Origin of the sequence: Lacrimispora indolis DSM 755 (genome assembly GCF_000526995.1) — a bacterium.
Lineage (GTDB): Bacteria > Bacillota > Clostridia > Lachnospirales > Lachnospiraceae > Lacrimispora > Lacrimispora indolis.
On sequence record NZ_AZUI01000001.1, the window covers coordinates 1,382,924 to 1,396,909 of the forward strand.

The 13,986-nt window shown below is 48.8% G+C and carries 13 protein-coding genes; all 13 read right to left on the reverse strand.

The features are described from left to right. Positions 1 to 91: 91 nt before the first annotated feature. Positions 92 to 808, reverse strand: a complete 717-nt coding sequence (locus tag K401_RS0106605; protein ID WP_024292213.1) for a sulfite exporter TauE/SafE family protein — start codon at positions 806 to 808, stop codon at positions 92 to 94. A 97-nt stretch (positions 809 to 905) separates the two neighbouring features. Continuing rightward, positions 906 to 1,700, reverse strand: coding sequence for a sulfite exporter TauE/SafE family protein (locus K401_RS0106610; RefSeq protein WP_024292214.1), 795 nt, complete (start codon positions 1,698 to 1,700; stop codon positions 906 to 908). A gap of 25 nt (positions 1,701 to 1,725) precedes the next feature. Next, positions 1,726 to 2,871 carry an N-acetylglucosamine-6-phosphate deacetylase gene (gene nagA, locus K401_RS0106615; RefSeq protein ID WP_024292215.1) on the reverse strand — a complete coding sequence of 382 codons (1,146 nt, stop codon included), beginning with the start codon at positions 2,869 to 2,871 and terminating at the stop codon, positions 1,726 to 1,728. A 91-nt stretch (positions 2,872 to 2,962) separates the two neighbouring features. Beyond that, positions 2,963 to 3,646, reverse strand: coding sequence for a response regulator (locus K401_RS0106620; protein WP_024292216.1), 684 nt, complete (start codon positions 3,644 to 3,646; stop codon positions 2,963 to 2,965). After that, the gene (locus K401_RS0106625; protein ID WP_024292217.1) at positions 3,643 to 5,166 is read right to left on the reverse strand and encodes a sensor histidine kinase; all 1,524 of its coding nucleotides are present in this window, start codon (positions 5,164 to 5,166) and stop codon (positions 3,643 to 3,645) included. Before K401_RS0106625 ends, K401_RS0106620 begins: the two co-directional genes overlap by 4 nt. A gap of 252 nt (positions 5,167 to 5,418) precedes the next feature. Then, the gene (locus K401_RS0106630) at positions 5,419 to 6,513 is read right to left on the reverse strand and encodes an ABC transporter substrate-binding protein (RefSeq protein ID WP_024292218.1); all 1,095 of its coding nucleotides are present in this window, start codon (positions 6,511 to 6,513) and stop codon (positions 5,419 to 5,421) included. A 12-nt stretch (positions 6,514 to 6,525) separates the two neighbouring features. Then, the gene (locus K401_RS0106635) at positions 6,526 to 7,317 is read right to left on the reverse strand and encodes an ABC transporter ATP-binding protein (protein ID WP_024292219.1); all 792 of its coding nucleotides are present in this window, start codon (positions 7,315 to 7,317) and stop codon (positions 6,526 to 6,528) included. After that, on the reverse strand, positions 7,293 to 8,081 hold the full coding sequence (locus K401_RS0106640; protein ID WP_024292220.1) for an ABC transporter permease: 789 nt from the start codon (positions 8,079 to 8,081) through the stop codon (positions 7,293 to 7,295). The genes K401_RS0106635 and K401_RS0106640 overlap by 25 nt, the downstream gene beginning before the upstream one ends. Before the next feature lie 151 nt (positions 8,082 to 8,232). Next, positions 8,233 to 9,396, reverse strand: coding sequence for a class II fructose-bisphosphate aldolase (locus K401_RS0106645; protein ID WP_024292221.1), 1,164 nt, complete (start codon positions 9,394 to 9,396; stop codon positions 8,233 to 8,235). A 28-nt stretch (positions 9,397 to 9,424) separates the two neighbouring features. Continuing rightward, positions 9,425 to 10,246: a sugar phosphate isomerase family gene (locus K401_RS0106650; protein ID WP_024292222.1), complete on the reverse strand. Its 822-nt coding sequence runs from the start codon at positions 10,244 to 10,246 to the stop codon at positions 9,425 to 9,427. 11 nt (positions 10,247 to 10,257) lie between these two features. Beyond that, positions 10,258 to 11,751 (reverse strand): lactate racemase domain-containing protein, encoded by a 1,494-nt coding sequence (locus K401_RS0106655; RefSeq protein WP_024292223.1) that lies wholly within the window; start codon positions 11,749 to 11,751, stop codon positions 10,258 to 10,260. Between the two features lie 134 nt (positions 11,752 to 11,885). Next, positions 11,886 to 12,722, reverse strand: a complete 837-nt coding sequence (locus tag K401_RS0106660) for a triose-phosphate isomerase family protein (RefSeq protein ID WP_024292224.1) — start codon at positions 12,720 to 12,722, stop codon at positions 11,886 to 11,888. A 23-nt stretch (positions 12,723 to 12,745) separates the two neighbouring features. Further along, positions 12,746 to 13,936, reverse strand: coding sequence for a diphosphate--fructose-6-phosphate 1-phosphotransferase (locus K401_RS0106665; RefSeq protein WP_024292225.1), 1,191 nt, complete (start codon positions 13,934 to 13,936; stop codon positions 12,746 to 12,748). Positions 13,937 to 13,986: the final 50 nt, after the last annotated feature.

The window sequence follows — 13,986 nt, forward strand, 5'->3', positions numbered from 1 at the left end:
AATACTTTTCAATGTAAACTCGTGTGTATATTAGTTATTTACCATATTTCTAAACCTTTGTCAAGATACCCCTTCCTCTTTTTTATGTTTCTTACAGCACAGCCACAATTCCGGCTACTGCCATAAGCCCATAAACGCACATGCTCATGGTCTTACGGTCGATCCGCTCCACCAGCCTGCTGCCCCAGGTGCTTCCAACGAGGATCGCCACGATCCCAACACCCATATAGGGAATCAGATTCTTTGTCAGGAATCCATTGGAGATTCTGGCGATGATGTTAAAAACCACCGTAATGGAAAAAAATGCGTTCAGCGTCCCTAAGTATTCCTCTTTTTTCTCCATGGCAGCCAGATAATAAAGGCTCATGGGCGGCCCGCTGATCCCAAAAAAACCACCGCATATTCCTGCCGCAAGCCCGCAGACCGCTCCCACGAAAGGAGAGTGCTTTACTCTTGCTTTTCCTGAAAAAAAGAAGAAGTAAAGGGACAGCCCTATGAGAAACAGGCCAAAGATCCCCTTCAGCTTCCTCCCGTCAAAATACGCAGACCAGTGGATGGCAGCTGTGCTGGCCGCCAGATAAATTCCGGCCGGAAGGAGAATGGGTTTTAGCCTTACTGACTTCCGATACCTCCAGAACATGGAAAAGGACAGCACCATGGTGATTACGTCACTTAAGGCAGGAGCCGCATTCATGGACAGGATGAGCGGAAGAAAAATCATGATAATGATCGCCCCTCCAAAGCCTGTGACAGCCTGGGCAAAACCTCCCAGCAAAGCTGACAGGGCCACAACAAATATTCGTTCCATCAGATCTCCTTTCCTGATAACAGATTCGTATGTTCACTTGGCTGGTTGTCCGCATAAAAAGAGCTGAAACGGATCCTATCCGCAACAGCCCCGCGGCTTACATAAACTGATAAATGTTATACAGATTGATTCCAATGATGATCACCATCAAAACCAGGAACAGCTTATCCACTACCCTCTCATGGATCCTTTTGTTAACAGCCCGGCCGGTTACCCCGCCTAAGATCCCTCCAGCCACCATAAGCACCAGAAGTCCCATGGAAAATTCCGGAACCGTTCCGGTCATGAGAGAATTCAGAATCCCTGTAATCTGAGAAAACAGGATGATGTACAGGGAATTCTGAGCAGCCGTTTTCGTATCCATGGAAAAAAAGTAAAACAGCACCACCAGGTTGATGGGGCCTCCTCCGATTCCCAGAAATGAGGAAAATATCCCCAGCACCAGTCCGATCACCACGCAGATCACAGGCTGTGTCACATGATGTGTGTGAATCCTGTCCTTTTTTATGGTATAGATCAGCGTTCCGAGAGTGATCACCAGAAGGCAGGCCGCCTGGACCGCTCCCACCGTATCCTTGTCTGCAAACAGGGAAGAAACAGCCTGGAACATGGACTTTCCCGCAACTCCGCCCAGAGCCGCCCCTATGGCAAGAGGAGTCCCTGTCTTCATATCCACCAGGGATTCTCCGCTCATTTTTCCCTTGATCACAGAATAACAGGTCATGGCAAGCACGGTACAGCCCGACAGAAAACTTATGGCGGATACGCTGAGCACTCCAAATGCGTCCAGGGTAGGCTTAATGATGACACCTCCTCCGATTCCGCAGATGGCCCCTGCAACGGAGGCACCAAAGCTGATCAACAGAAACAATATGTACAAATAACCGCTCATTTTTTCAAGTCCCTTCTAGCCCGCATCAGCGGCATTCTCTTCCCCGTACAATCGTCTTTAAAACACAACAGTCCTCATCAAGCACCACCAGGTTCGCTTCCTTTCCTGCCTCAATGGACCCCATCCTGTCATAAACGCCCAGCAGCTTCGCCGGATTTTCCGAAAAAAGCCGGAGAACTTCCTTAAGAGGTCTTCCCGTATACTCCTGAATATTCTTTAAGGCTCTTCCCATGGTCAGCGTGCTTCCCGCACGGCTTCCGCCAAAAGCCAGTCTGGCATCCCCATGCTCCACCACCACATCATTCACTCCCAGCTTATAATTCCCATCAGGAAGCCCTGCTGCCATGATGGAATCCGTAACCGCCACCACCCGGTCCAGGCCCTTGGTCTTGATGATCAGCCGTACCGTTCCTGGATGGAGATGAAGGCCGTCACAGATGATCTCGCAGAACACATCGTCAGACTCCAGCACAGCGCCCCAGATGGCCGGGAAATGCTGGTGCAGTAGCTTCATGGCGTTTCCCGTATGGGTAGCCCCTCTGGCTCCTGCTTTAATGGCTTCATTGGCCGTATGGTAATCAGCACCCGAATGGCCGATGGCCACCTGGATCCCAAGGCTTTTTAATTCCGGGATCATGGCAATATTTCCCTCCACCTCCGGCGACAATGTGATATATTTAATGTCCCCCTCCGCCGCCTTCTGGTATTCCTTTATAAGCTCTAAGTCCCCATTCCTAAGCAGATGCTCCGGCATAGCTCCCTTATATTCCGGAGAAAGGAATGGGCCTTCCAGATGGATTCCCAAAAGCTCTGCTCCTTTATGCTCCCGGGTCTTCCATTTCTTATACTCTTCTATACACCAAAGGGTCTGCTCCCTGGTATCCGTAAGCACTGATCCCAGCCATGCAGTGGTTCCCTGGGCAGCAAAAAAACGGCAGATCGTTTCATAATCCTCTGCCGTTGCCGTGTTTACATCGACTCCTGCGGCCCCATGGGTGTGGATATCAATAAATCCCGGAACTACCGGCTTTCCTTCCAGATCATAAACAACGGCACCCTCTTCTCCCTGAATTTTCCCTGTCTCCAGTATCATTCCATTCCCGGCCAGTAAGTCCCCCAAGGCAAAGCTGCCGTTCTGATAAAACCGTCCGTTTTTAAATAACGTTTTCATCAAACTTCTCCTTTCCCCTTTCTAAGACCGCCGTCTTTTTCGCGTTTTATGCTTTCATCATATCATAATTTCTGCAAAGATTCCATTCTATTTAACCAAACGTTTGCTCCTCAAATAAATGGGATAAGTTTAATTCCCTGATAATGGAAACAATCTCCTTTGATCTGCTGCAGCCGAATTTTCGCAAAAGGCTTTTTATCTGGGTTTTGACGGTTATGATCTCCACACAGCGGATCCCCGCAATTTCCTTTATCTTCCTGTCCTCCAAAAGAAGCTTCACCAGCTCCCGCTCCGCGGCGGTCAGCTGGGAAACGTTATTAATAAAATACAGCAGGCTCCGCTCAGAACGCTGAAGCCGTTTGTATTCGTTCATAATGGTTTTCTGTATTCTCGCTTCCATTACAGGCTTTCCCATATGAGCATTTTTTACATGCTCTATTACATGTTCGATTGCCCCTCCCTTCACAACATAATCCACGGCCCCGGTTCCCATGGCCGTAATGATGATCTCCTCGGTCTCGTGTACGGTCAGATAAATGATCTTCTGATCATGTTTTACATCCCGGATGCGTTCGGCTGCCAGTATCCCGGCGTTCATGGTTTCCATCTCAATGTCCATCAAAATCACATCTGCATCCAGCTCCAGGGCCATTTCCACGATTTCCTTTCCGGTGGAAGCGCAGCCGATCACCTTTATCTCCCCATCCCTCTCCAGCTGCTTTTTTAAATCATCACAAAGTATGGTAAAATCCTCTGCGATCAGCACCTTTATCATCCTATTCCCCTTCCATATTCATCCTGGCTTTTGCATTTGGGTATGGCAACAAAAAAGGTTGTCCCCTCTCCCTCTGCACTTTCCAGTTTCAGCATTCCAAAATGGTTCTTAACGATCTGTCTCACATAATACAGCCCCAGGCCCCAGTTATTATTGGTATTCTTGCTGGTATAAAAGGGATCAAATATCTTTTTCTGGACCTGCCTGGACATCCCTCTTCCGTTATCCCTGATCTCAAAAGTCACATACAGCCGCTCATGATGCACCTTTATGCTTAAGCGCCTTTCCTGCCTGCCGGATTCCAGAATGCTTTCATACCCATTGATTGCCAGGTTATAAAGGGCTTCGCTTAAATGAACGGCGTCTGCCAGGACCAGGGTTTTGGCCTCAATGGCCGTTTCTACCGCTGCATCCGGATATTTCTCATGAAAGCGTTCCAGAACCCTGCGGACCACCTCCGACGTTTCCGTTGGCACCAGGGTCATGTAGCTGGACTTAATGCTCTTATATAATTCCTCCATCCGGTTTATCATATTCTGGTTAATGGTTTCAAGCATATGGGAATATTCCAGAAGCTTCCCCTTATCAGGGTCAGACTTTTCAAGCTCTTCCCTGATCCGTTCCTGAAGGACCCGGTTGGACAGCAGCTGGTTTTTCATGCCATGAACAAATACGGAAAGGCCCTTGCTGGCCATGTCCATCTTCTTCTGGATGATCACATCCCCTCTGGTCTCCTCATGTTCCATGACAGAATAGGATTTAAGGCTTAAGAATCCCAGAATTCCAAACAGTGTGGTGAACACCGACAGAATCATCCACCGGCTGACGGCTCCGCTTGCCGTTGTGGAATAAAGAAGCCCTCCAAAACGCATATACTCTGCGGAATACATCTGATATACCTGGATGGGATCCTGACGGAAATAAAAGCAGTACATGATCCCCATGCAGATCAAAAACACCATAATATAGCGGAACTGCCTTTTGCAGTAGGGAATGGTAATGCTTTTGTACTCATGAAGCAGCAGCCACAAAGCCGCCGCAAGGTAACAGGCGATCCATAAAATCGTAAAATTGATGGCCAGAAACTGCAGCCATTTCCCCCATTTTATCAGCCCCAAAAACAGGGAGGGATAGTAGAGGACCAAGGTCAGACAGGGCAGGACCATGATTAAAATATGCCGGGATTTGCTCCGAAGAATCCAGGGTATCATGGAATAATCAAAGGCCAGCATAAGCAGAAACCCGGGAAACAGGGTTCTTCCCATGGCGATCATATATCCCAGCTTCTTTAAGGGAAAAACCATGTAGGACAGCTTCCTTTGTATCCTGAGATCGAAAAAAAGGAAAAACTTCTGCCCTGTCTGCAGCCCTCCTGTCTTTGATAAGTAAATGATAATCCCGATAAACATGCAGACAAAGCTGACGCAAAGCCCCAGCATCAGCCTGGTCTGTTTGTCTCTTCTAAGGAAAAAAATCGCTATAGAGGAGGATAAAATAAAAAACAGAACAACAAACAGCATGATTTCACCCCGTATCGTTCGTCAAGCGGATATTCGCACTCCGCTTCGCTACTTGCTCATAACCGAATAGCAGCTATCGCTGCCTGTCAGGTGGAGCTTGTACTCCACCTGACACAAGCAAGTCCCCACACACCACTTAATGCTTTCCGCATTTGAAGTGGGGGACTTACTTGATCCGGTTAAATTTTAAGTGCCGTAAATGGAGGTGCCCTGTTATTTACAGATACCTCCATTTACAATCACCCATATGTTTTATTTGTGGTTTTCATCATATGCTTCCTGCATGATGTCAAAGAGAACATACTTGTTTACATCTACCGGCTGCTCCAGACGGCCTGCGTCTAAGAATACTTTCTGCTGGTTCTCATAATAGGCTTTGATGGTCCCATCCGACAGAGCTTTTCCCATAAATTCTCCTGTCAGCCAGTTTCCTTCTTCCGTGCCTGCCAGCATGACGGCCTCATCAACCTCACACTGCTTTGCAACCAACTTTGCAACCTCATCAATATTCTCTGCCCGGTAATCCCCGGCTTTTTGAAGGGCCCTTGCAAAGCGCACCAGAACATCATGGTTGGAATCAGCAAATTTCTGTGTGGTAATAAAACTCGACGGGAATGTGACCTGGTCTAGAAAATCCTGGTTATTTGCCAGCATGACTCCGTTGTCTCCAAGGGCTTTCATAATGGTTCCGGTTCCAGGTGACCAGGTGGCGCATGCATCCACATTGCCGCTGATCACGGCAGATACGGTGCCGTTGGCATCCATTTCCACCAGTTCCACGTCATCCGTTGTCATTCCCTTAGACTTAAGAGCCAGGTTCAAAATGATTTCCGCAGAGGTTCCGCTGGTAACGGCCACCTTTTTGCCCTTTAAATCTTCAATGGTGTTAACCCCTTTTGTCTTATTGCCGATGACAGCATCAGCAAGGCTGGTACAGTCGATCTGGAAAATCACCGCTTCCCCCGATGCGCAGAGAGCATGTGCCCCGTGTCCGATCTGGGATATATCAATATCCCCGGAAGCCATTGCCGCGATTTCGGCAGGGCCACCCTGGAATTCCACCATCTCCACTTCCAGCCCCATTTCCTTAAAATAGCCTTTTTCCTTTGCCGTAACAGCCAGAGAGGCGCTTCCCATGTTGGGCATATAAGCGACCCGGAGCTTTGCGGTCTCAAAAGCTTTTGTTTCCTCTGCCTTAGTTTCCTCTGCTTTTGTCTCCTCCGCTTTCGTCTCTTCTGTCTTTGTCTCCGCTGCCGTTGTTGCAGGAGTCTGTGCCCCGCCTGAGCATGCGGTCAGAGCTGCTGCTGCAATTACCATCCCCATGAGTAACGAAATCCTTTTCTTCATTCCTTTCTCCTCCTATTTCCTGATCTCCAGATATTCCTGATACACCTGGGACCATATATAATTTTTTAACTCCAAAAATTCCGGAGTCATCTTTGTTTCCTGGGTCCTTGGATATGGGATCCCAATCTCCACGATCTCTTTAATGCGCCCGGGCCTGGCACTCATAATGATAACCTTTTGGGCCAGAATAATGGCTTCGTCCACATCATGAGTGATAAAAAAGCAGGTTTTCCGCTCTTTCTGCCAGGTGGATAAAAGTTCCGTCTGAAGCTGGGTTCTGGTTTGGGCATCCAAGGCACCAAATGGCTCGTCCAAAAGAAGTACCTGGGGATTTACCGCATAGGCCCTGGCTATGGCGACCCTCTGCTTCATGCCGCCGGACAGTTCCTTGGGATAAGCTCCTGCAAACGGCTCTAAATCCACCATTCTTAAATATTTCATGGCTTCTTCCCTGGCCTGCTCTCCCTTGATCCCCTTAAGCGCTAAGCCGAATTCCACATTTTTAAGCACTGTGAGCCATGGAAATAAGGCGTATTGCTGGAACACCACCCCCCGCTCCGGCCCCGGGCCCTCCACTGCTTTGCCGTCCACGGATACGCTTCCAGACGTTGGTTCCAAAAGTCCGGCTATGATGTTTAGCAGAGTCGACTTACCACAGCCTGACGGACCTACCACACAGATGAATTCATTTTCCTTTATGTCAAGGCTGACCCCGTTTAAAGCCGTCATCTCTCCCTTGCGGGCACTATATGTTTTTACCACTTGATCGATTTTTACTTTTACTGCTGCATTGTCTCCTGCCATCCGGTCAACTTCCTTTCCAAGTATCTTACAATCTGTTCAAAGGTAAGACCGATCACGCCTATGATCAGAATTCCCATAAGTACGGTTGCCATATCGTAATAACCCTGGGCCTTTTGGATCATCATTCCAAGCCCCTTGGACGCCCCTGTCAGCTCCGCGGCCACCAGAGTGGTTAAGGAAGCGGAAAGCCCCAGTCTGGCCCCCACCAGAATAAAGGGTGTGGACGCCGGTATGACCACCCGGAAGAATATATCCCGGTCCGTTGCCCCCAGCACCTTTGCAGCCTTGATCAAGGTCACATCCACATTGCAGACGCCCTGGTAAATGGTGACTACCAGCACAAGAAAAGAAGCGATAAAGATCACGATGATCTTTGCCTTTTCTCCCACTCCTGCCCCTGCGATGACAAGGGGAATATACGCCAGGGGCGGAATATTTCTTACGAACTGGATCCAGGGTGCCACCAGATTCCGAAACGGCGCATACCAGCCCATGAGAAATGCAATGGGGATCGATGCAATAAAGCCGCAGAGAAAGCCTGCGATCACACGGAACAAGCTGATGGTAATGTGGGGCCACAAGGTTCCATCCTGGAGCTTTCCGATCAGTTTTGATACTACCTCCCAGGGCTTTGCAAAAATGACTCCGCCTGCATCCGTAGATGCAACGAAGATCCAAAGCAGAAACGCTGCCAGAACCGACAGAAACATCCACAGCCTTGCAGGAATGCGGTTTAACACACTGTTCTTTTTTTTACTGCTCATGCTTACCATTTCCCTCTCTGTTTTTCGTAGTGTTTTAGTATCTGTAGTTTACACCCAAAAAAGAAGTCTGGGGAGGGGGATTTTTTATCATACCTTTCTTCTCCTCCATTTCAAAAAGCCGATCCAGACATTTCTCTGAACCGGCTCTTTTTTACAGCCATTTATCAATTATCTTATAACGCTCTGCCATTTCATCAAGAGTTACACATTCAACCAGCGGGGCCTTTCCATAGGAACCGAACTTTACGATCAGGGTTCCCACCACTTCCTTGACCCCACGCTCCACGCAGTCCGCAATGGCAGCGGTATCCTCATCAGGAATGGTGCCATACATCACCGTATCCATGATGGGAGGCAAGAACACCCTGGGATCAAAAGCTTCCTTCCTGGCCTCCAGCCGTTCATAAATGGGGCCGATTGACTCACTGCTCCTTTTTTCCGGATATTTTTCAAAGAATTCCTTCATGTTGCGGGTAACAGCCAGACGGATATCCGTATCCACGTTGATCTTATTGATCCCTGCCCCAATGGCCGCCGTAAGCTGTTCCATGGAAATGCCTTCCGTGTTGGAAAGTTTTCCTCCAAGGCCATTGATCTCATCTACAATGTATTTCGGTACAGTGGAGGAGCCATGGGAAACCAGGGCGCCGAAAATTCCCAGGTGATTCATGCATTCCCTGATTGCAATAACAATTTCCCTGCGCAGCTTTACATTCTTTCCTTTTGACGCCCCGTGCATGGTGCCATAGGAAATTGCCAGGGCATCCACGCCGGTTTTTTTAAAGAATTCCACTGCATCCAAAGGGTTGGTATAGGTAGAGGAATCAGAAAATACGTGATCTTCCACGCCGGCCAGCACGCCCAGCTCTCCTTCCACACTCACCCCTCTGCTATGGGCATACCTTACCACTTCCCTGGTAAGCTCCATGTTTTCTTTCAGAGGAAGGGAAGAACCGTCAATCATGACAGAGGTATAACCTCCTTCAATGGCGGCCACACAGGAATCAAAATCCCTGCCGTGGTCTAAATGGAGAACAATGGGGATTTCAGAATCCAGACCGTACTTTTTCACCGCATTTCCAATGTTTCTTGCACCAATTCTTTTATCTTCCAGGGTTGCATTGAGAAAATCAGCGTTTCCTCCCATGAATCCATTTGCCAGATCAGCCCCCTGTAAAATAGCAGGGGAACGGAACATCTCATGTACTTCAATAGCTGCTTTGGCCTGGGCCACGGCATTTACGTTAAAGCCGCCCTGTCCAAAGCCATATTTTATGGAAGCCTCCATAAGAGGCCTCATCGGTATCAGGCTCATTTTTTATTTCTCCTGTCTTATATGATGGTCAGTCGGTTAATGCTGCTACGTATTCCGTAAACGTAAGGGTGATATCCGGATGGTTTTGTAAAAGGCTTACGGGAAATTCTGAGGTCGGCTCCCCATATGCGGCCCTTCTGACCACAGCCCTGTGCCAGCTGCGGAAACAGCCCAAACGGATTTTTCTCCCGTGGGCGATCTCATGAATGCCCACCGTGACACAGTAAGACGGCATATCCTCCAGCGCCCCGTTAAAATCCCCAATGGCATTGGCGGCCCTTGTTTCCGGGCTTATTTTTAAGACTCTTGTCTTCTGGGCCAGAAATTCCTCCTCGCTTAAGGTTCCATCCGCCTCGTTAAAGGCCACATGGCCGTTAATTCCGATGCCTCCAAAGACCATGTCCACCCCTCCAAGCCTTTCAATAAGCTCTGGAATATAAGAGAGATTGTCTGGGTCCGGGAATATCCTCTGTTCTTTTGGCATCAAAAGCTCCTGTCTGATCCTGGAATAAACGTTTCTGTCCATAAATCCGCGAAAGCTTAAGGGATGGTCTGCGGGAATCCACCTTTTTTCCTCATCCAGATACTCGTCCATATTGATGAACCAGACATTTTTTAAGCTTATATTTCCCCCATTCACCATATCCACAAAGTAAGGATACTGTCCTACAGGCCCAACCGGGCAGATGAATACAGTTTTTTCACCTGCGGCATTACGGCTTTTTATCTCTTCTGCCATCTGCTCAGCCATCTGGCGGAACACCTCATGGTTATCCTTCATACAAAGCAGTCTGATCTTCGGATCTCCTAAAAGCGCTTCCTTATCATATCCGTAATATTCATGCGTCATGTCAGCTCCCCCTATTTATGATGATGGGCCATGCAGCCGCTATCTTCATGTCCCTTTCCGTCAGGCGTTTCTCCCTTCATCATTAAATGGACGGCGCTCAGCTTAAAGGTCTGGGGAAGCACCAGGATATTGGGATTTTGCCCCACAAATTTCTTCTTTGCATCTGTCAGGGCTTCCTCCACCGTAGCTCTGGTCTTTAACCCCATGCCTCTGGCATATCCCGGTTCCTGTGCTCCGCATAAATAAATGGCAGAGGTATTCATCTCCGCAACATGGGCACAGCTGATCATGGAAAAGCCGTGGAAAGGATGAAAGGCGTTGCAGTAACGGTATTTTCGGATGTATTCTTCATCAGTGGCAAAATACTCTCCGTAACGGTTCATATCCGGCAGAGTGTTCATCTGGTCTTTCTGGAACATGTCATACATTTCCTTTAAATAGGGCCACAGCTCGTCATGGAAATATCCGTTGCAGGTGGAGGTAAAGATGATGACACAGTTATCGCTCATGATCCTCTTATGGCGGATCACCTGGGCTGAAATAGCCTGCATCAGCATGATGGGGTTAGTCCCCATTCCGTCTCCGTAATGGAAAAACTGGGGCATGCCGAAAATCATCACATCATATTTCTTTTCCGCCCAGGGCACATAGGTTCGCTTGTCAGCCGTGACCCAGGAGTGGGGCTGCATCACAGCCGCATACCCGCTGTTGATCTCGATCTGGCGTGACCTGGTATCCAGGACTGCATCGCAGCAGAAGAATTTCTTTCCCATACATTGTTCCATGTGCTGCCCGATCTCATCGAATTTCGTCCTCATAAGGGATTTGCCGCTTACGGGAGTGAAGTCCGCCCGGTGCATGACCTCGGGCACGTGGTGTGAGGCAATGGAACGCCAGTGGGTGATTCCGGTGGAGCAATGCTTGTAGCCCCCGGAATAGCCGCCGTATGGATTTCCCTGGGTATGTCCGATGAGAATGGCCACATCGCTGTCATATACGTATTTGTTCATAAGAACAGGATCACCCCGGCCCGTTGTCCCAAGGTCTACCAGATGATCGTAATCCTCACTGTCGTGGTTGATGATCTGATGGGTATACCAGAACTCATGGAATAATTGGTCCCCCAGCACGGCCCTGATCTCCTTTTCCGTATTCTTCCTGTGAAGGCCGTTGGAGCAGATCAAAAGGATGTCCTTCTTTTCCACGCCCGCATCATACAGCTCCTGTAAAATCAGCTTAATGGAAACTTTTCTGTGAGAGGTTGGCTGCTCTCCTCCCTTTACCCTGTCGGGAAATACGATGGTCACTTTAGAGCCTTTATGAGCCAGCTTTGAAAGAGGCTCCATGCCCATGGGATTGCGGAGGGATTCAAGGGTTTTCTCCTCCAGCTGATCCTCCGGAATATAAGGCGGATCCGGTACGGTCTCTCCCGGAATAAAAATATCCGCAGTATCCGGCAATGTGACGTTTACAGTTCCCTGTCCATACTCCAATGCTACATTCATTTTATAATTCTCCTTTTCTCCGATTTTTATATACGAACGAATTAAGCGGATATGCTTGTGTATCCAGTGGATGCCCGGTGAAACAAGGCACGCTGTTAACAAACTCAAGGTTAAAAGGTATTTTTCTTTTAACTTTATTTTCCTAAATAAGTCTTTATAATCTCCAGATATTCCTCAGGATAAAAGCCGATCTCTCCCTGGAATCTGGTCAGGGCGATCAGCCCTCCGTCAATGACAGGAATGGAAGCCAGCATCCGTGCATTGTCAGTCTTTAACCCTCCTCCGTAAACCACAGGAAGACCTCCTGTCACTTCCTTGATATAGGAGCCGATCCTGGCAATATACTCTCCATCCGGCGGAGTCTTCCCCGGCCCGATGGCCCATACCGGCTCATAGGCAATGACCACACGGGAGGTGTCCACACCAAAAAGCCCGGTCTCAAGCTGTTCCCTTAACACCTCCTGCCAGCGGGGCTGTTCCTCTGCGGATTCTCCAATGCAGTAAAGTACAGATAAACCCGCCTTAATGGCCTGTCCGATCTCCTTATTCATCAGGCGGCTGACTGCCTGGGGATCGGTCACCCCTGCTTCCAAAAGCACTCCTGCCTTATCTCGTCTTTCCTCGCAATGACCGATGATGGTGGTGGTACAGCCAATGGCCTTTGCCGCATTTGCCGTACGGTTTGTAGTAAAAGCGCCAAAATTTCCTCCAACTGCGGTATCCTCACGGTAGACTCCCTGGCATCCGATCTTCACCGGGCTGTTTTCCGCTAAAGCATTTACCGCAGGAATCAAATGAGCCTCCGGAAAATACATGGCAAACTCCACATCCTCATTTTCATACCTTTTTAAGTTTTCCTGGGTATTGGATACAATATACCTTCCCCACTGGTCCATGGGAGCAATGGAATTTACACCGCCTGCTTCCCGGGGAATGTCAAACCGCTTTAAGTTCAAAAAAATATGTTTCATTTTTATGATCCTCACCTTTCTGTTTATATGTTTAAGCCATTTTTATTGATCTCTTGAAAATCTATAAAATTTCTTAGTTCAGGGCCGATGAGGGGACGGCACCATTCCACAAACTCCCGGGTCACGTCATTTCCCCGCTCATTGATAAAGCTTTCCGGAATGACTTTCTCATGAAGCATGACCTTTTCAATGGGGATCCGTTCCGCACGGATGCGGTATTCTCCACCCTCTCCGGCTTCCCGTATAAATCCGATCATTACTCCGCCCTGGCCCTCCATGGCAGCCTTTAAAGCCTCCCGTCCTGCCAGCACAGCCTCCTCCCGGTCCACGGCTGACTGCCATGCAATGGAAGCACGTCCGCAGATCCCCGGCTTTTCACTTCTGGCCTTGATGCCCAGCTTCCGGATCACCAGATTGGCAAGGTGGGCGCTTACATCACCGTAATAAGTAGCCCGTCCTGTCTTAAAGATGGGAGGAACCACCGGCTTTCCATCCTCTCCCTTTAATCCTTCACTGACAACCACAACCACGCCGCCCTTTTCCTCATGAAGCCTTTTTACATCCTCTAAAAATTCTTCTTCCTTAAACGGACGCTCAGGCAGATAAATGAGATGAGGCGCATCTCCCGGCTTTTTCCGGGCAAGAGCCGAGGCTGCCGTGACCCAGCCCGCATTTCTTCCCATGGCCTCGATCACGCATACATGGATGGGAAGGGATTTTACATCCATCCCTACCTCCGCAGTTGTGGCAGCAATGTATCTGGCCGCGCTGCCGTATCCCGGAGTATGGTCCGTAATCGCAATGTCATTGTCTATGGTTTTGGGGATCCCCACCACCGTGACTCCTGATTTTCTACAGGCTTCATTGATCTTTCCGCAGGTGTCCATGGTCCCGTTGCCTCCATTAAGAAGAACATACCTGATATGATATTTTTCAAATATGGCAGACATGGCCTCATAATCTTCCTTCTCCAGGGCGTACCTGGAGGAACCGATAGACGAGGATGGAGTTTCCAAAAGCAGCTGAAGCTTTTCCTCCGGAAAGTTCATGAGATCCAGAAAATCCTCTTTTAATATCCCCTCGCTGCCTCCCATGGCAGCGTATACCTTTTCAACCTTTTTGCTTTCCTTTGCCTCTTTGATCACGCCATACAGGGAGGAATTGATCACGGCAGTAGGGCCGCCTCCATGTACTACCAGAACATTGCCATTCATATTTCTGATCCACTCTCCTCTTTACAAAATCATTTCACTGCATTGTACCG